Below are 24,388 nucleotides of genomic sequence, written 5' to 3' on the forward strand. Positions count from 1 at the left end.
CCTTCCTTGGAACAATTTTTAGTAGGCTATAAACTTATTAATCTTGGATTGGTAACGCATATGCTCCAATTTTGCTTGTTTTCAGTCCGCAACCCACTAAGGCTTCGACCATACGCGTTGCTACAGTGACGCCGTCAATCACAGGAATACCCGTTTCTTCTGTCAACCATTCAGTTAAATCAGCCATACCAGCGCAGCCCAGAACAACTGCCTCACAGTTGTCTTCATGAACCGCCCGCAAAATTTCGTCACGGACTTTTTCACGAGCGCCTGAGCCAGGTTCTTCAAGTGCAAGTACTGGGATTGCAGCAGAGCGCACTCGTCTGCAACGATGTGACAAACCGTAGCCGTGAATAAGCTCTTCAATTACAGGTACAGAACGCGGTAAAGTCGTCACCACACTAAAAGATGTCGAGATCATACTGGCGGCTTTTACCGCAGCCTCGCAAATCCCAAGAACGGGGCCTGAAAATACTTCACGACAAGCCCCAATACCCGGATCATCAAAACAGGCGACGACTACGCCATCGATTCCTTCCTCTTCAGCTTGTTTCAAGCGCGCAAGTAATCCCGGAACAGACATGGCCTCATCATAATGTCCTTGGATAGAAGCAGGCGCATTGATTCCAGATGCGCCAATAATTGTAGTGCCGGCACTTGCCTTTTGACGTGCGCTTGCTACGATTTTATCCGTCATAGATGCCGTTGAATTAGGGTTTATAACTAGAATTTTCATAGAGTATCACCATCAATCAGTTAGTTAATGAAATATAAAAATATTGTTAACAATCATTGTTAACTAAATTTGTTAACAAAACAATAGATATTTTTATTACATGTTGTGAAGAATGGTTTAGCGCACTATAATCCCCATTATGACAAAAATAAAAAAGATAGATACTGACACTGACGAAATACCAGAACAGATGATTATTAACTCAATCACCGCTGCGGTATCAGAGCAGCGGCTGCCTGCTGGAACAAAGTTAGTAGAAACAACACTAAGTGAGATATTTAACTGTAATAGAGCCAATGTTAGACGGGCACTTTCTACGCTCGCTACTATGCATGTTGTACAGTTACGACCTAACCGAGGTGCCTTTATTTCAACCCCTTCGCCTAAAGAAGCAAGCGATGTGTTTGAAGCTCGCCGTACCATTGAGCGAATCATAGCTTGCAATGTTATTAAGAATGCTTGCGCCCAAGACATAATTGATATGCGAGCAACAATAGCTGCTGAAGCCAAGGCACGCGCGCAAGGAGATAAACCAGTTGAATTACGCTTATCACGTAAGTTTCATATGGATTTAGCGGCTATTGCTGATAATCAAGTTCTCGAGAAGTTTTTAAGCGAGCTGACACTGCGTACTACATTGATCATTGGCTTATATAACAAGCTCGGCTCGTCGAACTGTGCCGAAGATGAGCATTTGCGTATTGTGCAAGCGATTGAGGCACGAGATGAAGAACAGCTAATTCTATTAATTAGTCAACATTTAGAACATCTAGAATCGAGTCTTGATTTTGAGCGTTCTATTGAACCTCTTGCTACTCTAGCAGAACAATTGAACGCTTGATCCTCTCCCAAACTATACTCCAGTAAGACCAACCTCACACTCACCAAAACCAGTTTACAGACTATTCAAATGAGACTGATATAATAGAACTGCTTATACTAGACTTATCCAGATAAAGCATTAAGCACTACCCCTCCTCAACTTGTTATCATTACATCCGTTGTACATTTTCAATTGGTTTTAGAGTATTCAATCACTCTGCAAAAAATTTATGAAAGTAATATATAAGATTAGTCTCTTAATTTGATATGAAAGCGTAAACTGCCATCTGCATTATAAACCACCGCATTACTAGGGTATGAACCGCCCTAAGTCTTCTGAAGACTAATGTACTAAAATATGCATTAGATTGCTTCTATCTCATAACTGGTACTGCGCCCTGAAGACTCAGATTTTTTAAGTATACCTTTCTCAATCAAATCATTAATATCGCGTAGTGCGGTGTCGATAGAACATTTGGTCATGGTTGCCCATTTTTTTGTAGTCAATTTGCCATAAAAATCAGTAAGTAAAATATTGAGCATATGTACTTGCCTGGTACTTAAGGCATGCTGTCGATGTCTCTGCCAGAAGCTGGCTTTATTGACGATTGTACTGGTGGTGGTTTGAGCCGCAATCAGGGCTTGTTCTAGCGTTTGTAAAAACCAGACCAACCAATCAGTGATATCCGTATTGCCTTTTTGGGTTCTCTCCAGTATTTTATAATAATCGTTACGCTGCTTTAAAATCTGCGCTGACATACTGTAAAAGCGCTGGGCGCTGTCATCGCTTTGTGCCAGTACTCTTTCGGTGATGGCACGAGTCAATCGCCCATTGCCATCATCAAAAGGATGGATCGTCACAAACCATAAATGAGCGATACCTGCTTTGATCACCAAATCTATATGGTCCTGCTGATGTGGTGGCGTATTAAACCAAGATAGAAACTTGTCTAACTCATCTGATAGCTTATCAGCGCTAGGCGCAACAAAGTGAACCTGCTCACGACCATAACCACCAGAGACCACTTGCATTGGTCCTTGGCTGTCATCACGGATACTGCCCGCTTTAATACGGTAAAGCCCACTATAGCCGTCTGGGAATAATGCCCTATGCCACCCTAATAAATCATCCAACAATAATGGTTGCTGATAATGATAAGTAGCATTAAGCATCATCTCTACCACCGCATCAATTTCACGAGTCGCAGCTGGCATAACCCCATTATCTATCCCTAAATGCCGGGCGACAGAGGAACGTACTTGCTCACTATTTAATGCCTCACCCTCAATCTCGGAGGTTTTAACAACTTCTAAAGTGACGGCATCTAATTGCGCCTCGACATTCAGATCAAACCCTAGTGTTTGCAGTTTACCCAGCAGACGGCCTTGTAATAGGCGCACACGACTGACGAGTGGCAACAGTTTTTTATCTGACCACTGCCACTGGGTCCAATCTGGGTTTTCATAGATATAGGTCACGTATTTCATTTTTTCCTCAGTGATATGCAGAGAGTAAAGCCTTAATCTCCTTACATTATGCAGAGAAAAATCACATAAGACAATAAAAGCTGATTTCAGTAACAATAAATCAGCTTTAATAATAAGATTGCAGGTATAGCAGGACAATTATTATTTTATCTCATTGAGTTTCATGTAACTTCACTCAGAAATTAAAACTAAGCTTTAATCCCATGCTTTCTTCTAAACTTATCCAAAAACGCATCAACCCTAGCCGCCATCGGACTATCATCAGCCATCGGTATATGCTTGTGCGTGACTTGTCTTGACTTGACTGTGGCATGGCAAAGTCAGTGCCAGTTGTATGCTCATAGCACACTTCAGGATATAACTGCTGCCAACGTTTATAAGTGACCGTCTCAGACTTACTCTTGATGTCCCAAAATCCTACTCGACGCGCAGTTTCATAGACCACGGCATGGCTGTATTTTTGATACACTGCGGCATCAATATACGCTTGGCGCATATCTGGATAGTACTGATTATTCACTGATGCCAATGCTAGCAAGTCACGTGCTGAGCTTGGTGGCCATTCCTCAAACAATGAACGTTCCTTAGCCTGTTGCCATTGCTCAGTCGTTGGTTGCATATACAGGATTACTTTTGCCCATAGTGCTGCTTTTTGAATAGGATAATTTTTGACAGGTGCTTTATTACCGAAGTTCAGTTGCCACTCTCCAAACAATCTGACTATCTCTTTGGTTAATTGGCGTAGCATCTGTTCATTGTCATAGGTTTCAAGTTCGCTCCATGGCATCGAAGTAGCTGTCGACTTCATCGTTACTGCGCTCGATGTAGCTGACTGCACTATCAAACGCATTTGGCTTACTGCTATCGGATTTGTTGATGTGTTTTTCATGTGACTGTCCTTTTATTTTTGTATTGACGAGTTGCTATTGGCGATCATTAATAATCCATGTAACAAGGACATCGCATCGTCTATCATCAGTCAAAATGGGATTGTTTTTGAGCTCTTGTTCGGCATAATAGGTTTTGAACTTACTGATATGATTCTTATAGGTTCCAGAGTCTAATATGGGTGCTGATGTGTGTTCACTTTTAAGTAATGCGTTTATCTCATCTAATGTTGGTGCTCGCCATTGTTTGATAGAAACAATACTTGAACTGCTGCTCATCTGAGAGAGAGAATCTTTATTGGATAATGATGAAGATAACGATAAAGATGACGGGCATTGCTCAAGCATGCTATTAGTACTGCTTATGCATTGCTTGGACGATGCTTGACGGTTGATTGTATTGTTGCTTGTATCATTCTCAACTTTGCTATTGTCACTGCCCTCTTTACCCCAACGAGCTTCGGCCGCTTTTTTACCACGCTCCGATTTCATCTTGCGATTTTTAGTTGCTGTCTTTTTTTTATCATCGAGATAACGACTAAATAATATATCCTCATCACTCTCAAAAACTTGAACACTCAAAAGCAGGGTAAATGAACAAACTTCAAGAACAGACTTTGAAACCATGGATAAAATTTGTGAGGCACTAGATGTTGGATTGAGTGATTTGTTCACTTAAGTACCCAACAAGTCGTTAGAGAAAGAGACATAAATTAATTCTAAAGTGGTTTTAGGAAAACTACGGTAGAGGTCAAAAACACTATTTTGAGAGACAGGTAAAATTTATAGAAGGCACAGCTTAGGCACAATTTGGGCACATAGACTTTTTGATGCAGTTTATCTGAGGCTAGAAGTATGAAGTTTTTGACTAAAACTCACCTTACATTTCTGCTACAGCCCATATTTTACGGACAAAAAAAGCCCCAGTCGTTAAACTGGGGCTTTCTAAATTTGGTAGGCATAAGCAGACTCGAACTGCTGACCTCTACCATGTCAAGGTAGCGCTCTAACCAACTGAGCTATACGCCTATTTAGGTCAAGCATTTTAGCAAGTTTTAAAGACTTTGCAAGCATTTTCTATCTAAATATTGGTTTATTATTAGATTATCGCTATTTAATTATTTAATACCTATCCACTTAACGACTAAGATATTGATAGTATTTAATTTTATTAAACCTTTATTACAGGTGGGATAATTGGGCTATCAATAAAGATAATGATTATAACAGTGAACGCACATTCTTCTTAAGCTGCTTGAGCGCTTGTTGATAATCATGACTACCATTATCAAGCGCACTTAAACGCCCGTAACGCAGTTGGCGATAGTCTTGTTTTAGAGACTCAATAGCGGCGTAATTGATATTAAAATCTGACTTACTCTTATTACTATCGGTAGCAGCCAACCGTTCAAGCCAAGCCAACTGACCTTCATTGTCAGCGCGAGCAAGCGTATTGTCATGCTTGCTAAGACGTTTAGAGAGCTTAACTAAAGGCAAATCTGCCGGATGCCAACGTTTACGGCGACGTTGCCAAATCATCAGCGCTAAGAGGGTCATCACCGTAATAGCAATACTTGCCATCCAAGCAATCTGCTGCATCACTGATTTGATGTTAAACCACTTTAGCAGTGAGCCTGCTTGCTTATCCTGATCATAGCCGACGATATCCTTTTGCCAATAATAACTGGCTTGATCGGATAGGCGCCGCAACGTTTGTAGCATTTGATATTGCTGATAGCTGATTTGCGCGCCGGCACCATCGCCGAACATCGAGGCACCTTGGGCTTGGGTCATGGCATTCATACCCTTCTCGACACGTTCAGGCGCAACGAAGCCCGTCGGATCAACGCGCACCCAACCTTGCCCTGCTAACCACACTTCAGTCCATGCATGCGCATCCATTTGCCGTACTTCCCACACCTTGCCACCACGACTTAACTCACCGCCTTGATAACCGGCAACCACTCGTGCTGGAATACCAGCGGCGCGCAGCATAAAGGTAAAGCTTGACGAATAGTGCTCACAAAACCCAGCTTTGGTATCGAATAAAAAACTATCAATACGATTATTATTTAGTTTTGGCGGCGATAGAGTATAGCGAAACTCGGTCTGATTAATCCAGCGCTCAATGGCTTGTATATAAAGCTCGGGGTCTGAGCCTGACTGGGCAAATAATTGCTTGGCAAGGGCGAGAGCCTTAGGATTACCTTTATTCGGTAACTCCAAGTTCAGCCGTCTGGAGGCGTCATCAAGCTCAGGGTCGATACGCATGGGCGTAAAACGCAGGACGTCATAACGCAGTTGCTGGGTGACAGGTTGGTATTTGAGTAAAGTAAAATCTGTGGTAAGGCCAATATCTTGGCGCGGTGCCAAAGGATAATCGAGACCATACAACCAGCGCTGCTGAGTCGGCTCTAAGATAATCTCATAGCTGCTCGGCGCTCGCTGCACCTCAGTAGGAGCCGTCGCTAGCGCTTGCTCAAACCAGACAGGGAGCTGCTCAGAAGGCTGCCAAGGTGGCGGTTGTTCAGGGTTGCGACGCCAAGTAATGCCGTCAAAATCGCTAAATACCAAACCGCGCCAGTACATCTCACTTTGTGCAGGCGGTGTGTCTTTAAACTCAACACGAAAGGCTAAGGCAGTTGATTGACCTAAATTAGCAAAGTCGCCGGGTGACATGCTATCAGAGACCCCAGTAGTCGCTTGCTGTCCTGATAACTGTACTGACCACAATGGCGGCAAACGGGGGAAGAATAAGAATAGCACCACCAATAATGGTAATCCTGAGACCCCTAGCACCCCAAGCGTCCGCAAGCGCCCATCACCGCGAGTATTACTGTCATCATTCAGCGCAATAAATGCTAGTAACACTGCGATAGTACCGACAATAACTTCTACAGTCGTGACCAGCCCTTGATCCATCAAGAATAGCGCAGCAAGTACAAACAGCGATAAGTTAAGCACCACATAGGCATCACGGCGCTTATAGAGCTCCCACAGTTTGCTAATTAGGCACAAGACTAAAAACGCCACGCCCACATCAAGCCCAAAGGTAGCATTATAGGTCAGCCATAAGCCTGCCAGCCCCAGCAAAAACCCAAGCATTTGCATGCCTTGATATAGGCGCTTTAAGTGTCGCGTTTTTTTGAATTTAGACTTAATACGGGGCAGTTGGGCAAGAATACTAATTAGCGCAAAGCCCATTAGCCATAACGGCAAATGAGCCGCATGCGGCAAAATAATCAAAAACTGAGTAATGAGTACCCAGTAATAGGCAGGTAAGGCTAGTAACTTATGGAACCAATTTAATTGACTGGCTGAATGATTGGGGTCATTGTTGTTGTCATTGCCACTATTAATATCATTGTTGCTAACACTAGGTTTTTGACCCAATGCCAACTGCTCGAAGGGGTTACGCGTGGATAAGTTAGAATCGGTCATGGTATTTTTGCCAACCTTAATAAGCAGGCTTGGGCAAACACCCCACCTTGACCAATGATTGCCGTGCTCAAATCCTCATGCGGTAATTGCATCTGAAAAGGCACGCCCAGCTGACCTAAAGTTATCACGCCATGAGCCAATTGTGACAGTTTTTGTTCATGATGAGCGGCTGGCATGTCCGCATAGTCTAGCGTCTGCTCATGACCGACAGGGTCGGCAAAGTGCTTGGTAAACATACCCTGTCCACGCGCCACATGCGCCCAAGACACGCGCGCCAAAGACTCGCCTTCGATATAGTTATCAAGGCGCTCAAAGTCATCTTGGCCTTGGGTATATTGCCCACCCGTCGGCAAGTCGTCACTATTGGCCACCAAATATTGCGCTTGCCATTCAAAGCGCTCAGGCTTGGGATAAACCCAAGCCGTACGCGCAAAATAGACATAAGACCATGCGCGCATGATGCCTAAGGGATAGACGGTTTTGATTTGCAAGCGTGGCAGCTCAAGTTGTCCGCGCTGATTGGTAGGTATTGCTATACGTATAATTTGCTCATCTTGCAGACGCGAGATTAATACGGGTGCACTGATATCATTGCCAGTACTCTTACCCTTGCTGTCATTATTATTACTTTGCTTATTATTGACATCTTTGACAGCACTTTTCTCAATACGAGGCTCAAAGCTGAGTGCCAATTGTCGTCTGGGCTGTCGACTCTCACTCCGCAGTTGTAGTGTCACCCATGCCGACTCTCCCGCCTCTGCCATGGTCACATCCAGCAACCGTACTTGTAGCCCTGATATGTGGGAAAAGGTCACATGGAAACTAATGAGCCAGACACTGACTAAATAAAAACACAGCCCCAAGACTAAATTATTGCCATAGTTAATACCCGCGATAAAGGTAATTATCAACAGCAAGGCAAACAGCATGCCCTCGCGGCTAAAAAAAATATAGACATTACGCAGATTGAGAGTGGCACTGTCGCTTTTAGGCGAGCGCTTGGCAAACCAACCTGCCAGCGCAGTCTTTATAGGTTGGGATAATGCATTGGGCAATATGGTCATGACCACCCTATCGTTGTTATGCTTGGCAGTGGAACAACATTAAATGGAGCCGATTCAGTTAAAGTGACTTATTCAAATGTATGAGCTTAAACAAGCTATATTAAACAAATGGATTTAAAAAGCAGTCCTAAATAATGACCGCGACATCAGCCAAGATACGTTGAGCAATGGTTTGCGGGGCTTGGCCACTGAGTGCATTAGGCGAGACAAAACGCTGCCCGAGCCTATGATCGGTCACTGCCGCAAATACGGCTTGGATATCCTCAGGCGATACCTCATTATGCCCCGATGCATAGGCATGCGCTTGAGCAGCACGCTGTAGTGATAGGACGCCGCGTGGTGACAGACCGTGATACTCTTGACTGACCCGTGTTTTTGCCACCAAACGTTGCAGATAATCGAGCACCACATCCGCCACATAAACCTGCTGCACGCCTTGCTGCGCCAATGACACCGCATCCGTATTAAATAGGGCCTTTAACGTCGCCAGTAACTCGCGGCGATCTTGCCCTTGGAGCAAAGCGCGCTCCGCAGCCGGTGACGGATAGCCCAGTGATAAACACATCAAAAATCGGTCCAACTGTGATTCAGGCAGTGGATAGACACCGGCTTGCTGCAAGGGGTTTTGGGTGGCAATCACGAAGAACGGTTGCGGTAAGCGATAAGTCTGCCCATCTTGAGTCACTTGCCGCTCTTCCATCGCCTCAAGCAGCGCACTTTGGGTCTTGGGGCTAGAGCGATTAATCTCATCCGCAAGTAACAGCTGAGTAAAAATGGGCCCGCGACGAAACTCAAAATCCAACGTGGCTTGGTTATAAATACTCATACCCAAAATATCAGCGGGCAACATATCATTGGTAAACTGTACTCGGTTAAAGGTTAAACCTAATAGCTGCGCCAATCCCTGTGCTAACGTTGTCTTGCCCATACCCGGCAAGTCTTGTAGCAACAGATGACCGCCTGCCAGCACACAACTGAGTGCCAGCTTGACCACTTGCGGCTTGTCCAACACAACTTGATTAAGCTGCCCTAATAGTTGCGCGACTTGCTGCTGGTTAGGACGATAATCATCGGTAACAAGCACAGCCTGCTCTTTTGTACTGACAGATGAACTATTTATTGGCATGGTAGAAATATTGCCATTAGACGTATTAATAGGGTTATCAAAAGCTTGAGGTTGAGATTGGCGCATAATAAACCACCGAATTTTTATTATTATAAATGGATTTAAGGGTAATATTAATAAGAACACACGCGGTTAAAGGCTCAATCTATCTAAAATCAGCTGCAGGTTTTTGGGCTGGGTCAGACGACACATCGACTGGTTCGTTAGTCATCTTTGACTGCTCATTACTTGTACTAGCACTACCTTTATCAGGCGTTATATCAGCGCTTTTATTAGCATCACCACCTTTTATTGGAAACCCATCTTCGTCAAGAGCAGGAATTTCATCACGCAGGGTGGATAAATAAGCGATGACATCAGCGCGCTCACTAGCATCTGGCATCGGATCGGCTAGCATCTTTGAATCGGCCATCGCCTTTTCGGCATCGGCAATATAAGGGTCAAGCGTTTCAGCATCCCATATCCAGCCTGAATTTGACAGACCTTCACTATATTTATAATCTGCTAACTCTGCCGCTGGTGCACCATAAATATTCATCAACTGCGGGCCCTTTTTATTGCTCCCCGGATTAAGCTGATGGCATTGACTACAAGCGTCCTCATAAATCAGCGCCCCGTTGTCAGCGTCGCCTGCAGTATATAGTGGTAGGGTCACAAGAGGACGATAATCTGGTGGCGTGCGATCGCAAGCGGTAAGCGCTAGCATGGACAGTACTATTAGCGGAGCGGCTAAAACACAGCAACGTTGTGGCTTTTTGGTATTAAACATAACTATACAGCTTATTATTAAAGCGACTTATTATCAAAGTGACTTGTTATTAAAAGGATGGTTTGTACGGAGTGGTTTACGTGCTACCTAGTAGGGTATACGTTATTTTTCGGGAGCGATATGCATGGTTCTGCTTGGCTCTTCAAGATAATACCCTTGCAGATAACGCGCGCCCACGCTCCAAGACACTGACATGGTAGCGGCCTCTTCAATATACGGCATCAGCACATCAATGTTCAGCGCTTTAGCACGCAGGATAAGCGACTTAACTGTTTCCAAATTATCCGCATTATTGATGCCCTCAACATAGTTCCGTGCAAGCCGAATCAAGTTAGGCTGCACAAAATCGGCAATTTCAATGGCTTTAGCGGCCTTACCAAAGTGATGGATACCCACTTGACAGCCGACTCGACTGAGGGCCGCAAACTGTGCTTTAGCCACTGTTAAGTGATTGGCCACATCTTGTTCATTAAACTGCAACGTCAGGGCTCCGGCCGCACCGCCCACCGCGTTAATCAGCTGACTTGCAACGTTAGGCAGCTTTTTATCAATTAATGAAGCGCTAGTCAACTGCACCAGTATACGTGCTTGCGGATGTGTTTTACGTACCTCATTGAGCTGCTTACAGGCATTTATCAATACCCAGCGGTCTATTTTTTCACGTAATTTATGGGTTTTTGCAACAGACATAAAGCCATCAGGGCTTAGAACAGTATTTTCGGTATCAGATAAAGGTAGACGCAAATAGACTTCAAAGAAATCGCTGCGATCCGTATTAATGTCATACATGGGTTGAAAAAATAACTCAAAGTGATTATGCGCAATGGCATTGATTAACGATTCTGCCAGCGCATTGTCATCATTAGTAGCATGTTCACTAGGGTTATAAAAATGACAGGCATCACCTTGGTTTTGGGTTTTTATTCTAATATCATTCACCGCATCAATAGCACGCTCCAGCAGTACGGTTGGCTCAGCGGAATTGGACTCAATTTTGACGATACCGATACTAGCGGTGGTATTTGTGGTACGTTTGTCCACATCAATATACATCTCACTAATGCTCACTCGAATACGCTCAGCCAATTCTTTTAAGGCGGACGTAGTCAAGTTTTCTACCAATACAGTGAAAGCGGTATCACTAAATCGGCTCACAAACCCACCACTAATCTTCTCATCCAAAGCATACCCCACTTGCTTGATGGTCGCATCGACCCCTTGCAAGCCTAAGCTGGTACTAATTTTGCCGATATTATCCAACTGAATATAGAACAGTCCGGCATTCGTTTTATTTTCTAGTACCAGCTGATATAGCGTCTCAAAATACTCTTCAAACCCACGTCGGTTGTTCAGACCCGTTAAGCTGTCTTGACGCTCCGCCACCGATAACCGTTTGGCAATCTCTGCGCTATTATTATTATTTTGTTGAATAATAATTTGCGTAACCGGCTCGCCCTCTAAAGTGGCGGCGGCCAGTTGGAGCTTGGCCTCAAAGGTAGTGCCATCGGTACGCCGGCTCTCAAACTTAAATTCAACTTGCGCGCGACTGCCTTTATCAAACTGGCTTAAAAACCGCTTAAAGCCTTTAATATTATCACCGCCGGCAATCAAATCAATAACGGGAACCCCAATAATGTCATTAAAATCCTCAAAGCCAAATAATTCTAAATAGGGATCATTGGCAAAAATATGAATGCCTTGATCCAAATAAGCAACGGCACTCTTAGAGTTTTTGATTAAAATATTGGCGCGCTGTTCGGCCTCAGATAGAATATAACGCAAGGTCTTGAGATACCGGCGGCTACACAAGCTGGCATGCTGTAAACATATCGCCATAACCACCTCAGTCTCCTTTTCTGCCAACAACGCTTTGACCATATTGCCATCAATTACAGCTGGCAACCCATCATCATTGCGTCCTGTGACCGCCAAATCATCACTCATAAGCCCAATCATTGGCAAGTCAAGACTTTGTTCTTGAACGATACCCACCACATCGGTAAAACTCAAATCATAGGCGCGCCCAAATACCAACACATCCCACTGCTGGCGCAATATTTTTAAAAGCTCCTCTTCATCATCCAAAAACCCCAAGTTAACGTCTTCATAATAAGAGGAGAGTAAACTTACTAGACGTTCAGCGTACAGCTGATCTTCGTCTATAACCAATAGATTTAAGAGGGCTTTATTTCGCATAGCAGGCCTTGTTTATTTTTTTGCCACATAATAATGTACGATTCAATCGTAGTATCCGTTTTGAGTAAAGCAAGTTATCAATGATCCTCATTGTAAAAACAGTGTCGATTATTGAGAGTAGTGATTATAAATCAATATCAATTATAAACGGTCGAGTCACTTATGCTACCTATTATCTCGACTTATATTCACTTATTAGCATAACTATACAATGAAAAGCTCCTATTTTTTAAAATCAGATGCTTTAGCACTCTGATCTCAAAGACGAATGACTTCATATTGAGTGAATTCTTCCGTATTTAACAGACTGCGCTGCAGGCGCAACCGTTGTTGCTGGTCATTTAAACGAATGATTACTTTATCGTCCGTTTTAAAATGATACGAGGGTACCAGCAAACTTGAAGTGGTTTGTAAGGTGTCCTCAGCCGCCAGCAGCAATGCGGGAATAAAGCTTTGGCTGCGACTGTCTCGATTGTCCAAGCGCAATGCACAAGCCTTTGGCGCGTGTCCTAAAATCTGGCCTTCAACCTCGATATATTCTTCATCAATCGTGAGCCAACGCACCATGCCTAAAGACCAATGTTCCTTATCATTTCCTTGAGGGTTAGACTTTTTATTCTTATGCTCTTTATTCTCAGGTTCTTTATTCTTAGCCTCTTGGTTCTCAGAGTCTCGATGATTACTTAATAAGAATAAGCTCATAATTTGTAGGCGCGGCGGTGCGGTTGCCAAAAAGCTGTCAAACACACTGTCACTGGCTTGTTTGGCCTCTTCAATAGTTATGGGCTCAAATATCTCAGTTAAAGAAGGTATCAGCGGCCCGTTAATATTTGTTTCCTTTTTGGTCTTATTGAAGCCCGCGTTGGCCACTCCTTGCTGCGCTACAATATCTTGTACCGTAAGCAAACGCAGTGTCCTAAAATGAGACATCGTCTCGGTACTCTCCTGCACCTCTATCTCAAACACCGGCGGGATAGCGTCTTTTCTGGGAGCGGTGTCGTAGCGCGGCAGATACTCGACCGGCAAGTCTTGCGGCGCAATCATATGCATTAAACTACGATTGCCTGCCACACGGTAATGAATATCGTTAAAGCCTGTAATGACCGTGGCGCGCTTTTTAGGGCTGTACTTAGATAAGGTGGTCGTTTGACGGGCGATATAACGGTGGGTAATCGCCATTAGAATTTTGGTCACTAGGCGATATTCGGTCAGATTTTTATCTGCAGCCAATAGTTCATGTTGACGCTGGCGTAAGTAAGTGGCTAAGGGCTCAAGCTCTATAAACAAACAGTCTTGATCTTCTTCATACGGATTCAAGGGAGTGAGCGCAGTCAGATATTCAGGGGGGTTGTCACTTCTTAGATTAATAAAAACGCGCGTCTGTGTCTGCGGCTCCAAGGTGGCATTAATGTGTACTGCCCACTCCGGAATTAAGCGCTGTATTAACAAGATACTTGCCCGCCTCATGGCCAATACATTGAGTAAACTATGTAGACAAACTTGGCAATAAAGCTGATGAATACTCGTCGCCTGCTTTGTGACGACATGTGGGGTTAGCTCTAACTGAGTCAGATTATACTGACAGGCCAAATGATAGAGCTGATTCAACTCTGACCACATATAAAGCGGCGGCTTTTGATAACAAATAGCTTTTTCGCATAACAGCTTTTGGTAAGTTAATAATGATTGATAAATAGCTACGGCTAACGTAAATGACGGCACACGGGTTGGCGTCATCAAACGTTTCCACGCGCTTGGGCTTGGGGCGCGCTGCTGCTGTTGGTAGTTTAGTGCCAAGCTTTCACGGCGAACTATCGCATCAAAAACCAATACATTTAGATAATATAGCGACTTTACTTGATCCATGAGGTCAAGATGGCTATCGCTAAGCGGGCCCACCTCATAGATATAATGCTTACGTAAAGCGGCAATCAGCCGGTCCGTAGCAGTCATAACAATACTCATGAGACGCAGACGTAACTCATCATTAATATCAGCCACACTAAGCTCGGTAAGTATTTTTTCTAACTGACTGGCCTGATCCTCTTCTGACTGCATCGGCAGACTTGCCGCCCATTTTAGTAACTGCTTTTCTTCCCCGTTTAAATAATGACGCGGCGGCGTTGGCAAGGGCGCTTTAGACACCAAATAAGCTTGAAAAGTCGATAAGTTCATCCTCAGCGCTCCTTAACAATCATCCATGGGCAGTCACTTATGAGCCCCTATTTACAAACCAACCATGTTTAATAAAAGCCACTGTCGTCATCAAGCAGGAAGCTTCTCTCCTTTCTATGTAAATGATAAAAAGGGGCTAGTAGATAGAGGATATTATAATAAACTAGCAAATGCTTACTATTTATTTTGAGTCTAAATTAATACATAGTTACGCATTATAGTGACCACTCTAAGCCTGTTTGTAAATGTCAACGGGCACCTTAAATGGTCTATTCGGCAGCTCTCTGACCAGTCTGGGCACTAAATAACCAGGCAGCGCCGCTAGTAGCAACCAATATAAGTCACAAGCTGACCGCTCGTCACAGTCAAAATGCGCCGCACCAGCCACCTTATCCAGTACATGCAAATAATACGGCAACACGCCAGCACTAAATAGCCGCTGACTGAGCGCCACTTGTACTGAGGCACTATCATTTACACCCGCTAATAAGACCGTTTGGTTGAGTAAAGTCAGACCTGCCGCACGCGCACGTTGTAAGGCGATAGCGGTCAGCTCATCAATCTCATTAGCATGATTGCAGTGAACAACCATCACGATTTGACAGCGGCTTTGTGCCAGCCGTTCTAACAATTCGTTGTCTAAGCGCGCTGGAATAACGATTGGCAGGCGGGTATGCAAGCGAATGGTGGTCAATTGTGGCAGCGCTTCTAAGATATCAAGCCACGCAAACAAGCGCCGATTGGTCACGCTCAACGGGTCGCCTCCACTTAATATAACTTCATTAATTTCAGGATGGGCGCTGATATAGTTAATAATATCCGCTTCTGTACTGGACGTTGGCATATTAGCACTATAGTCAAAATGCTGGCGAAAGCAGTAGCGACAGTGAATTGCGCATGCCCCAGTCAGCGTCAATAGCACGCGTGACTCATATTTATGCAGCAAGCCTTTGATAGGATTTTGCGTATTTTCGGCTAAAGGATCTGTGATATAGCCACTAACGCTGACTTGCTCCATCTGGTTTGGCAATACTTGCTGTAGCAAAGGGTCATTCGCATCGCCTACCCCCATTTTCGCCACAAATGCGCGCGGTACACGCAGCTCGAAATGCGTAGGCAAATAAATCTGCGCTTTTAAAGACTGAAGGTTCAGTATCTCAAGTAATTCATCAATGGAGGTGATAGCTTCGGATAATTGCGTTTGCCAGTTTTTTTGTGTGATTAAATGGTTTATCATGACAGCCTACTACGTATACCTAAAAAACGACATTATACGCTGTTCGTCATGACGCTATCAAAGGATGCTCGTTTAATGTGTCCCGTTCAAGCAAGTTAGACACGCGTTATGCTTTACCCCTATTTATCCTTTTATCATTGATATGCTTTATTATAGTAACCCTTCTCAATCCTTAGGAGTCTCTTGTGGCAACTGTTTCTACCAACGAATTTAAGGCCGGTCTAAAAGTGATGCTCGACGGCAACCCTTATTCCATCCTTGAGAATGAATTTGTTAAACCCGGAAAAGGTCAGGCGTTCAACCGCGTCAAAATGCGCAATCTACGCAGTGGTAGAATGCTTGAGCAAACCTTTAAGTCAGGTGAGAGCTTAGAGGCGGCTGACGTCATCGACACTGAAATGAACTATCTGTACAACGATGGTGAGTTTTGGCACTTTATGCATCCTGAAAGCTTTGAGCAACTACAAGCTGACAAAATCGCCGTTGGCGATGCGCTAAAATGGCTAAAAGAAAACGGAAACGACCTTTGTACAATAACCTTATTTAATGGTGTGCCGTTAACCATTACCCCGCCTAACTTTGTTGAATTACAAATTACTGAAACCGATCCCGGCTTACGAGGTGATACCTCAGGTGGTGGCGGCAAACCTGCCACCTTAGAGACAGGTGCGGTAGTACGTGTGCCGTTGTTCGTCCAGCAAGGTGAGATTGTACGTGTCGATACGCGTACGGGCGATTACCAAACGCGCGTCAGCTAAGTCTATAAGATCCTTATCAATAGACGCAAATAACGAATAAAAAAGCTCAACTCTCATTACGAGGGTTGAGCTTTTTTATAATAGACGATAAAAATTGACTTCTTTTTATTCGAAAATATTGCTAATTGTACCTGCTCGTTACTCTTGCATTAATTGTTTATACATCAACCAGTATTGTACCAACGAGTTAAGCTGCTCTTTTTTAAAAGGCTTAGTGCAATAATCTTGCATCCCAACTTGCAAGTACTTTTCACGTTCACCATCCATTGCATTGGCCGTTAAGGCTATGATGGGTGGCAACTCGCTGGCCTCATAAAGCTCATGCAGCTTAATAGTCGTCTGTATGCCATCCATGATAGGCATATGGTGATCCATCAGAATCACATCATAACGCTTAGGGTTGGCTGCAAACTCATCTATTGCTTGTTGTCCGTCCGTGACATGGGTAACCGTATGACCACTACTACGTAGGGCTTTTTGCGCAATAATGGCATTGACCTTGTCATCTTCGACCAGCAATATATGACCGGTATGCTGAGAGGTCACTTCAGGCTCTATCCGATCAGAATATTGCCAAAACTCATATTCTGACTTATCGAGGGTTTCAAGTGGTAATAACACCTGAAAAGTTGTGCCCTCATCGACCACACTATCTGCCCAAATGCGCCCGCCCATAAGCTCCACCAACGATTTACAGACGGATAACCCAAGACCAGTACCGCCATAGAGCCGATGGGTTGATTTGTCTGCTTGATTATAAGCATCAAATATCGCCTCTAAAGATTCAGGCTTGATACCAACACCGCTATCCGTCACTGTGATACATAACGTCATCTCATCGCAGTCATGAGACTCATGGTCATCATTATCGGTACTGTTATTGACACTATTATTGACACTGATATCAACATGGCCATTGCCTCTATTAATATCACTGTTATCAGCACCTTCATCAGAACAAGGCGCACAGTGGCAATGGGGAGCATGGTTGACATTGATACTTACGTATCCACCTTCACGGGTAAACTTAATGGCATTATTGACTAGGTTAGATAAAATTTGTTTGAGCCGCACCGGATCCCCTTGAACATAAGGCGATAGCGCTTCGGTATAATGATATTCTAAAGTTAGACCACGCTGACGGGCTTTTACCGAAAATAAACTGATAACTTCGTTGCATAATACCGATAAATTCATCGGTACCATATCAACGGTCATCTTACCGGACTCGACCTTGGATAAATCTAAAATACCATTGATAATGGACAGTAAATGCTCACTTGAGACCTTTATATTATCCACATATTCTTGTTGCTCATGGGTCAGCTCGGTATCATCCAACATCTCAACCATACCCCCGATACCATTCATCGGAGTGCGAATCTCGTGGCTCATATTAGCCAAAAATTCTGACTTCATCTCGTTGGCATGCTTAGATTGGTACTGCTTTTTTCGTAGCTGTAAAGTATCTGCAGTCATGATAGCAAACTGCTGAAGCAGCTGTGCCTGCTTATCGTCAAAGTTATAATTGGGAACCGTATCAATGATACACAGGGATCCTAATCGGTAAGTTTGGTCGTCCTCATACAACATAATCGGCGCGCCAGCATAGAAACGCAAATAGGGCGCTTCTATAACTAATGGATTATAAATAAAGCGTTCATCAATTGATAAGTCGGGTACCAAAAGAATCTCATCAGATAAAATAGTATAGTTGCAAATCGATACTTCTCGCTTGGTACTACATAAATTACCAAGTCCATGAGACGACTTCAAATATTGGGTATCCGCATCAATAAAGCTGATGGTAACAATCGGTACATCGAAGAACAGTTTGACCAAATCTGTTAGGCGTGTAAAGGCCGGCTCAACATCGTTATTGAGCACTTGGAATTCCAGTAGCTTAGCAATACGAGCCTCATCATCACTCGCTAGCGGATAAGTATAAGTAGACACGGGAGTCTCCATTAATCAATGTAAGGTTGCGCCATTGCAGCGTGCTTCGTCAGCATTTTTAGTGCCTCGCTGACCATAATCATCGCAACCACTGACGTTACCGTTACCGCAGAACCGTAGCCGCCACAGTGCAAACCGCCCGTTTGGCAGCTTTTATCTACCCGCGGCGGCTCGGTTGAATACACACATTTAATGCCAAACTTCTCTTTTAGCCCCTTATTAATGCCTTTCTCAAAACGCAGCTTATAGCGCAGTCGTGCTAGCAGTGGGTCTTGATAACACTCTTTTAAGTCGCTGACCGTAATTTGACATGGGTCAATTTTTCCCCCAGCGCCGCCCGCACAAATAAGCTTTAGTTTATTAAAGCGACAATGCAGCGCAATTGCAAGCTTTGCCGACATATCGTCTACGCAGTCTAGAATAACAATGGGACGATTGGCAGCGGCCGCGTCTTTAGCGAAAGCTCTACTCGGCAGTAAAGCTGCGACATTATCAGGGGTCAAAAAATCATCGACCAGATGTAAAGTGACGCGCGGATTAATCTCAGAAAGACGTACGCCCATTGCCGCAATCTTACTTTGGCCAAAGGTGCTATCTAGGGCAGGCAGTTGCCGATTGACGTTGGACGCCACCAACACATCTAAATCTATCAACGTAATGGTGCCCACTGCTGTTCGTGCCAGCGCCTCGGCGACCCAAGAACCTACTCCGCCGACCCCAATAACATAAATATGAGCAGCAGCAAAAATATCGAATGCAGCGGTTCCGTAGAGGGTTTGTGTCCCCTGAAAGCGGCGCTGATACTGGTGCTCATCAGATTGTTCGTTATGCTGATCTTGAGATTGCGCGTCAGATGATAAATTATTTATAGCCTCTATGTTAATACTAGAAACCGGATTATCGCTTACTTTTAATGGTGAACAAGAAGTTAACAGCGTTTGAATAGGCTTAGAATCTGTAGCAGGCGGTTGATGACTCATAAGGAATAAAAAGCTCTTATAATAAAAAAATAGTAACGTGAAATAAAATAGCGATATTGCCGTCATATAAGTATATTCATACTGAAATAGTGATAAATCAGTACTTATAGATCATGCGGATACGCCCATGTAACGTGTAACGCATCACAACTATTTTGCCACAGTTGCCGTGCAAGGTCGGCAGGGGCAACATTTAGTAATTCACTAAGACTGTATAGCACCCATGGCAGATTAGCCGGTACATTACGATTGTGACCCGCAGCCCCTTGCCACTCGTTATCTGTACTTTGCCCAAGCGCTGACCGACTAGGATTTGATATTTGACACATTATCGGTGTCATGTCGGGGCAATCTGTTTCAATGACTAAACATTCAACGCCATAATTGGCTACTGCCGCTTGAATAGCACGCCGCAGTTTTTTGGCGTTAGGATTGGTGACTTGTCCGGTAACGCCCAGCTTAAAACCCAACTTAACAAAAGCTTTGGCTTCTTGCTCGCCGCCACTAAAACTATGAGCGATACCACCCAACTTATGGGCATTATAATCGTGTGCCTTTAATAATGACAACGCTTCGGCATGGGCTTTACGAATATGCAGCATGACTGGCAATTGATGACTCACCGCCATATCTAATTGAGCATTAAAAAAACGCTGCTGCTTAGCAAGCATCTCAGGCTGCTTCATGATATCGGTAAAGGTATCGAGCCCAATTTCACCGATAGCCAGTGGTCGTTGTTTTTCTAATAGCTGCGTCATCTGCTCTAAGTGCGCGTCGGTATGCTGCTCAATATAAAAAGGATGCAATCCTAAAGCAATATGGGTCTGCGGCATTGCTTTTAATGATTGAGAAGAGGTCGCCATCAAAGCCTCAGACGGCATCAATGCCTGTTGGGTCTCGTAAAGACGGTCAAAATGCCGAGCTAAATAACCCACCAGTACTAAATGGCGGACGCCATGTCCGTAAGCCTGCTGTGCTTGTTGACTTCTATCCTCATCAAATACGGGGGCATCGAAATGGGTATGGGTATCAATCAAAGGAAAGCTGTGAGGTAGTGATAGCCCTTTAGATTCAACTTTCAGTGATAGATCGATAGCAGTCATAAACAGTCTCCACAATCGATAATTTGCATATTAAACATAGGGAATTATAGTTTTTATAATAATTAGAGTGTATCTTTATTTATTGATTACTATCGAGAGCCGCCGATGTTTGTACGACATATAGCGGCTTAATGAGACCTTGCAGCCAAGTATAAGGCACGATTAAATTCATACTACCTACTTTCGGATCTGATAACTCTTTTAGATCAATGACTTGCGGCTCACTATTTTGTAAATCTCAATAGCCTTTTTTAGCGGTCTGAAATAAGAGTAGCAGAGCATCGGTTGTGACTTGTGGTAATAAAATATCGTCAATGGTGAGCCGGAGCTTTTTTTGCATATCTAACATGGCATAGCTCAACTAGGGATTATGTTTAGCATCGCGCTGTTGATTTAATTGTATCACTAGATAAGCAGTATCAGCAGAGCTTAGCTCATTTTTTTAGCGCTGGTAGGCTTACCTATTTGTCGTTTGTCTGTTGTAGAATTTAGCACTAGCTCCGTATCAATACGCTGGTACAAAGGTAAGGTATCCACAACGTGGTCGGCATAGGCAATTTGGTTAAATAACATCGAGACCGTTTTTTAGCGGTTTCAACTTCGCTTGCAAGTGGCGTCTCCGGTGCTAACCTTTGGGCAATAGTTTCCCATATAACATTAATCAGCCACAGCTGCTCGGGAGCAATAACAGCCACCTGCTGGCTTGTATGCGCCCGCGTCTCAATTTCACTAGCGGAATCAGTTTCAGCTTGTTGCTAATTAAGCTTGTTGCTAAAATACAGATTCAGGCTGATGCTCACACCTCGCCAAAACACTACTAATAATCAAAAGCATCGCTAATCCTAGAGAGTAACCCTCTCTTCTTGTTAGTAAACCATTGACATCTCTTTGTTTATTACCTTTGAAGCTCATGAGGTTTGCTATGTATAAAAGACATTTAAGATAATAGCGTAATGTTAACGCGAATTTGTATCGAAATAAGAGCGCCATTAGATAAGTTATGTTAGAAACTAGCTGTTTTGTATATTTTCATTAAACAGTGACGTGCTTTTAGCTTTAGGCTCTTTCAGCTTTGGAAGCCTCGTTTTTTAATTCTTCATTTGCTACGTTATCAGAATAAGAAGTATCTTTGCGACTGCTACGCCTTGGAATCAGCAATAGTCCGACACCTACCAGACCTAAAGCCAGCCACTTTTTTCTATTACTATTACTGCTTGGCGGTTGTGTTACAGGCTTACTCATGGCTAACCTCTGTGTGGTTTGAAAAATTTATAATTTGATAGTTTTTAGCGTTATGCCCAATATTTTTCAACACAGCCTTAGCGACTGAGCGGATACGTTTTAATATCATTACTACCACTATCAACTCTAGTGACGTTTTTCCTAGTAGCAGCAGGCTTTGGGGTTTGGTCACGTTTAGGTACCAGTGGATTGAGTGGCATCAGCTCATAATCCTGACTGATTGCGCCATCCCAGCCTTCAGTACCGCTCAATGGCAACTGTTTAATTGTTCCGTTTTTATCGATAACCAATTGCAACACACGCATTTGATTAAATTTACGCTCAGTCACACTGGCAACTGCACCACCATCACGCAAGATAGTTGGCTGTAAAAATATGATTAAATTACTCTTTTGTGTGTTGTCATTGTCAGAGCGAAACAGGCGTCCAATGAGTGGTACGTTGCCTAAACCAGGGACTTTTTGTTGACTGGTTGTGGTGTTATCACGCATCAAGCCACCCAGTGCAATAGTCTGTTGGTCGTCTGCTAAAATAGTAGTGTTAATCAGGCTCTTATTGGTAATTAAACCGCTGGCATTACCGATACTACTGGGCACCACAGAAGAAACCTCTTGTGAGACCTCTAAGCGCACCGTGCCATTGTCACCAATGTGCGGTATGACGTTGAGATTGATACCGATATCTTGGCGATCAATAGTCTGAAAAGGGTTGTTCGAGTTATTGCCGCTAGTCGTATAAGAGCCCGTAACAAAAGGCACGTTTTGACCGACTAAAATACTGGCTTTTTCATTGTCCAAGGTCAAAATCGACGGCATGGACAGCAGATTGGCGCTGGTAGAGGAGTCTAACGCTTGCAAGATAGCCCCATAAAACTGGGCATTGCCTTTACTGTCTTTACTGCTGCTGCCAATACCAAGCAACGCGCCAGCAATAGAACCCGCAGCGGCGCTAATGCCAGCACCGCCGGATAAAGCCGCAGCCGCGAGCGTTGCAGCACTTGCACCGACATTATTAAAGTTCACTACCCCATAGCCACTATTGGCATTGCCTAACGCCCACTGCACGCCGAGCTGCGTGGCATCATCGCCAGATACTTCAACAATGGCTGCTTGAATCAAAACTTGGGCACGGCGATTATCAAGCTGATTGACCGCATCTTCAATTTCAAACATAAGCTCAGGTGAGGCATTAACAATGACCGCATTTTGAGTTTCATCAGCGATGATGCTAAAGGGACGACCGCCGATACCGATTCCTGAACCGCCCGAACCAGAAGCAGGGATAACCGTTGCACTATTACTATTGAGTACTTCATTCCCAGCACTATTCAAAGTCGCACCAATAGTACTCGTATCCGTTAGGGAAGCCGATTCTAAAGTTGAGGTCGTACCCGCACTATTAATCGACTGATTGGCAAGCAGACCGCGTAGCATTTGCGCGATATGGTTGGCGCTGGCGTATTTCAAGCGAAACACGCGCAGACCACTTAATCGCCGCGTTGGTGTGGTATCGAGCTGATTGACCATGTCTTGTACTTTAGCAATCATCTCGGGACTGCCTTTGACCAGCAGCCTATCGCTGGAAGTATCGGCAATGACTTTTAGCTGGTCACCGCCTTGACCTTGGGCGCTACCAGCGCTGGCGACAAGAGCGCTGATTAAATCCATCATACGCTCAGCATCGACATGGCGCAGTGGTATGACCCGTAAACTGTCATTGACGTTGCTGTCTAAGTCACGTATTAAGGCAGTCAATTGATTAAGACTTTCAGCGCGATCAGACAACACCAATGCATTGATACCCGGTACGGCAGTGGCATGCGCAGACTGCGGCATCAATGGACGAATGACGCCTAGGACTTCTACCGCTTGGGTATTGGTTAAATAAATAACCCGCGTTGTCAGCTCTTCACCGACCGTCACCCCACGCAAATCAACCGCAATTCCTGATTGCTTAGCGACATTATCAGGTACGAGTTTGGTAGTATTACCTGATTTAATAGCTGCAATACCATTGACTTGCATCACACTTAAAAACAACTCGTAAATTTGATCACGCGATAAGGCACGATTAGAGATGACCGTCACATTGCCATTGATACGCGGGTCAAGTACGAAGTTTTGATCCGTAATAGTGGCCACTTCATTAATGAACGCCTTAATATCCGCATCTTGCAGGTTGACCTTCCAGCTCTCAGCACTGGCAAGCCCACAAGTCGCGGCCCATAAAGGCAACGCCAAGCAAAGCGGGCGGCACATATATAACAAGCGTTGCACGATATGATGCAAAGGAGTCAGTAAAAATTTATGCGAACTTACCATGGTTATGATTACCCACTGTGATATCACTTATTGTATATCGAATAGTATAAGCTGGAAGGGCGCTAAGCATAGCGCAAGTGAAATCGT

18 protein-coding genes and 1 tRNA gene are annotated in these 24,388 nt (G+C 44.1%); 3 read left to right on the plus strand and 16 right to left on the minus strand.

All coding sequences use genetic code 11. The features are described from left to right. Positions 1 to 37: 37 nt before the first annotated feature. Positions 38 to 736, minus strand: coding sequence for an aspartate/glutamate racemase family protein (locus ES754_RS06180; protein ID WP_147223005.1), 699 nt, complete (start codon positions 734 to 736; stop codon positions 38 to 40). 139 nt (positions 737 to 875) lie between these two features. Here ES754_RS06180 and ES754_RS06185 point away from each other — a divergent pair, with 139 nt between their 5' ends. Next, entirely contained in the window at positions 876 to 1,577 is a 702-nt protein-coding gene (locus ES754_RS06185; RefSeq protein ID WP_147223007.1) for a GntR family transcriptional regulator, read from the plus strand. Between the two features lie 344 nt (positions 1,578 to 1,921). On the opposite strand, the gene ES754_RS06190 is transcribed toward ES754_RS06185, so the two are convergent. Next, the gene (locus tag ES754_RS06190) at positions 1,922 to 3,046 is read right to left on the minus strand and encodes a Fic family protein (protein WP_147223009.1); all 1,125 of its coding nucleotides are present in this window, start codon (positions 3,044 to 3,046) and stop codon (positions 1,922 to 1,924) included. Positions 3,047 to 3,221: 175 nt separating this feature from the next. Beyond that, on the minus strand, positions 3,222 to 3,935 hold the full coding sequence (locus ES754_RS06195; RefSeq protein WP_147223010.1) for a hypothetical protein: 714 nt from the start codon (positions 3,933 to 3,935) through the stop codon (positions 3,222 to 3,224). 623 nt (positions 3,936 to 4,558) lie between these two features. Here ES754_RS06195 and ES754_RS12345 point away from each other — a divergent pair. Beyond that, positions 4,559 to 4,612 (plus strand): hypothetical protein, encoded by a 54-nt coding sequence (locus ES754_RS12345; protein ID WP_266094773.1) that lies wholly within the window; start codon positions 4,559 to 4,561, stop codon positions 4,610 to 4,612. A gap of 273 nt (positions 4,613 to 4,885) precedes the next feature. Here ES754_RS12345 and ES754_RS06205 read toward each other — a convergent pair. From ES754_RS06205 to epmB, 8 genes are all read right to left on the minus strand, one after another. After that, positions 4,886 to 4,962, minus strand: a tRNA-Val gene (locus ES754_RS06205). Positions 4,963 to 5,154: 192 nt separating this feature from the next. Continuing rightward, the gene (locus ES754_RS06210) at positions 5,155 to 7,374 is read right to left on the minus strand and encodes a transglutaminase TgpA family protein (RefSeq protein ID WP_147223012.1); all 2,220 of its coding nucleotides are present in this window, start codon (positions 7,372 to 7,374) and stop codon (positions 5,155 to 5,157) included. Further along, a complete protein-coding gene (locus ES754_RS06215; protein ID WP_147223014.1) occupies positions 7,371 to 8,438 on the minus strand; it encodes a DUF58 domain-containing protein in 1,068 nt (355 codons plus the stop codon). Before ES754_RS06215 ends, ES754_RS06210 begins: the two co-directional genes overlap by 4 nt. A 127-nt stretch (positions 8,439 to 8,565) precedes the next feature. Next, positions 8,566 to 9,564 carry an AAA family ATPase gene (locus tag ES754_RS06220; RefSeq protein ID WP_147223347.1) on the minus strand — a complete coding sequence of 333 codons (999 nt, stop codon included), beginning with the start codon at positions 9,562 to 9,564 and terminating at the stop codon, positions 8,566 to 8,568. 145 nt (positions 9,565 to 9,709) lie between these two features. Beyond that, positions 9,710 to 10,333, minus strand: coding sequence for a c-type cytochrome (locus ES754_RS06225; RefSeq protein WP_227677925.1), 624 nt, complete (start codon positions 10,331 to 10,333; stop codon positions 9,710 to 9,712). A gap of 102 nt (positions 10,334 to 10,435) precedes the next feature. Beyond that, entirely contained in the window at positions 10,436 to 12,529 is a 2,094-nt protein-coding gene (locus ES754_RS06230; RefSeq protein ID WP_147223016.1) for an EAL domain-containing protein, read from the minus strand. 258 nt (positions 12,530 to 12,787) lie between these two features. Next, on the minus strand, positions 12,788 to 14,704 hold the full coding sequence (locus tag ES754_RS06235) for a hypothetical protein (protein WP_147223018.1): 1,917 nt from the start codon (positions 14,702 to 14,704) through the stop codon (positions 12,788 to 12,790). Positions 14,705 to 14,933: 229 nt separating this feature from the next. Beyond that, the gene (gene epmB / locus ES754_RS06240) at positions 14,934 to 15,941 is read right to left on the minus strand and encodes an EF-P beta-lysylation protein EpmB (protein ID WP_147223020.1); all 1,008 of its coding nucleotides are present in this window, start codon (positions 15,939 to 15,941) and stop codon (positions 14,934 to 14,936) included. 185 nt (positions 15,942 to 16,126) lie between these two features. Here epmB and efp point away from each other — a divergent pair, with 185 nt between their 5' ends. Then, the gene (gene efp / locus ES754_RS06245; RefSeq protein WP_147223022.1) at positions 16,127 to 16,699 is read left to right on the plus strand and encodes an elongation factor P; all 573 of its coding nucleotides are present in this window, start codon (positions 16,127 to 16,129) and stop codon (positions 16,697 to 16,699) included. Positions 16,700 to 16,837: 138 nt separating this feature from the next. Here the strand turns inward: efp and ES754_RS06250 are convergent, their stop codons facing one another. The 5 genes from ES754_RS06250 to gspD form a co-directional block, all read right to left on the minus strand. Next, positions 16,838 to 18,655 carry a GAF domain-containing hybrid sensor histidine kinase/response regulator gene (locus ES754_RS06250; RefSeq protein WP_227677923.1) on the minus strand — a complete coding sequence of 606 codons (1,818 nt, stop codon included), beginning with the start codon at positions 18,653 to 18,655 and terminating at the stop codon, positions 16,838 to 16,840. An 11-nt stretch (positions 18,656 to 18,666) separates the two neighbouring features. Further along, on the minus strand, positions 18,667 to 19,635 hold the full coding sequence (locus tag ES754_RS06255; RefSeq protein WP_147223026.1) for a tRNA threonylcarbamoyladenosine dehydratase: 969 nt from the start codon (positions 19,633 to 19,635) through the stop codon (positions 18,667 to 18,669). A 104-nt stretch (positions 19,636 to 19,739) separates the two neighbouring features. Continuing rightward, the gene (locus ES754_RS06260; protein ID WP_147223028.1) at positions 19,740 to 20,738 is read right to left on the minus strand and encodes a TatD family hydrolase; all 999 of its coding nucleotides are present in this window, start codon (positions 20,736 to 20,738) and stop codon (positions 19,740 to 19,742) included. Positions 20,739 to 21,794: 1,056 nt separating this feature from the next. Then, positions 21,795 to 21,980, minus strand: coding sequence for a hypothetical protein (locus ES754_RS06265; protein ID WP_147223030.1), 186 nt, complete (start codon positions 21,978 to 21,980; stop codon positions 21,795 to 21,797). 77 nt (positions 21,981 to 22,057) lie between these two features. Next, entirely contained in the window at positions 22,058 to 24,301 is a 2,244-nt protein-coding gene (gene gspD, locus ES754_RS06270; protein ID WP_147223032.1) for a type II secretion system secretin GspD, read from the minus strand. Positions 24,302 to 24,388: the final 87 nt, after the last annotated feature.

Source organism: Psychrobacter frigidicola (assembly GCF_007997305.1).
GTDB classification, from domain to species: domain Bacteria; phylum Pseudomonadota; class Gammaproteobacteria; order Pseudomonadales; family Moraxellaceae; genus Psychrobacter; species Psychrobacter frigidicola.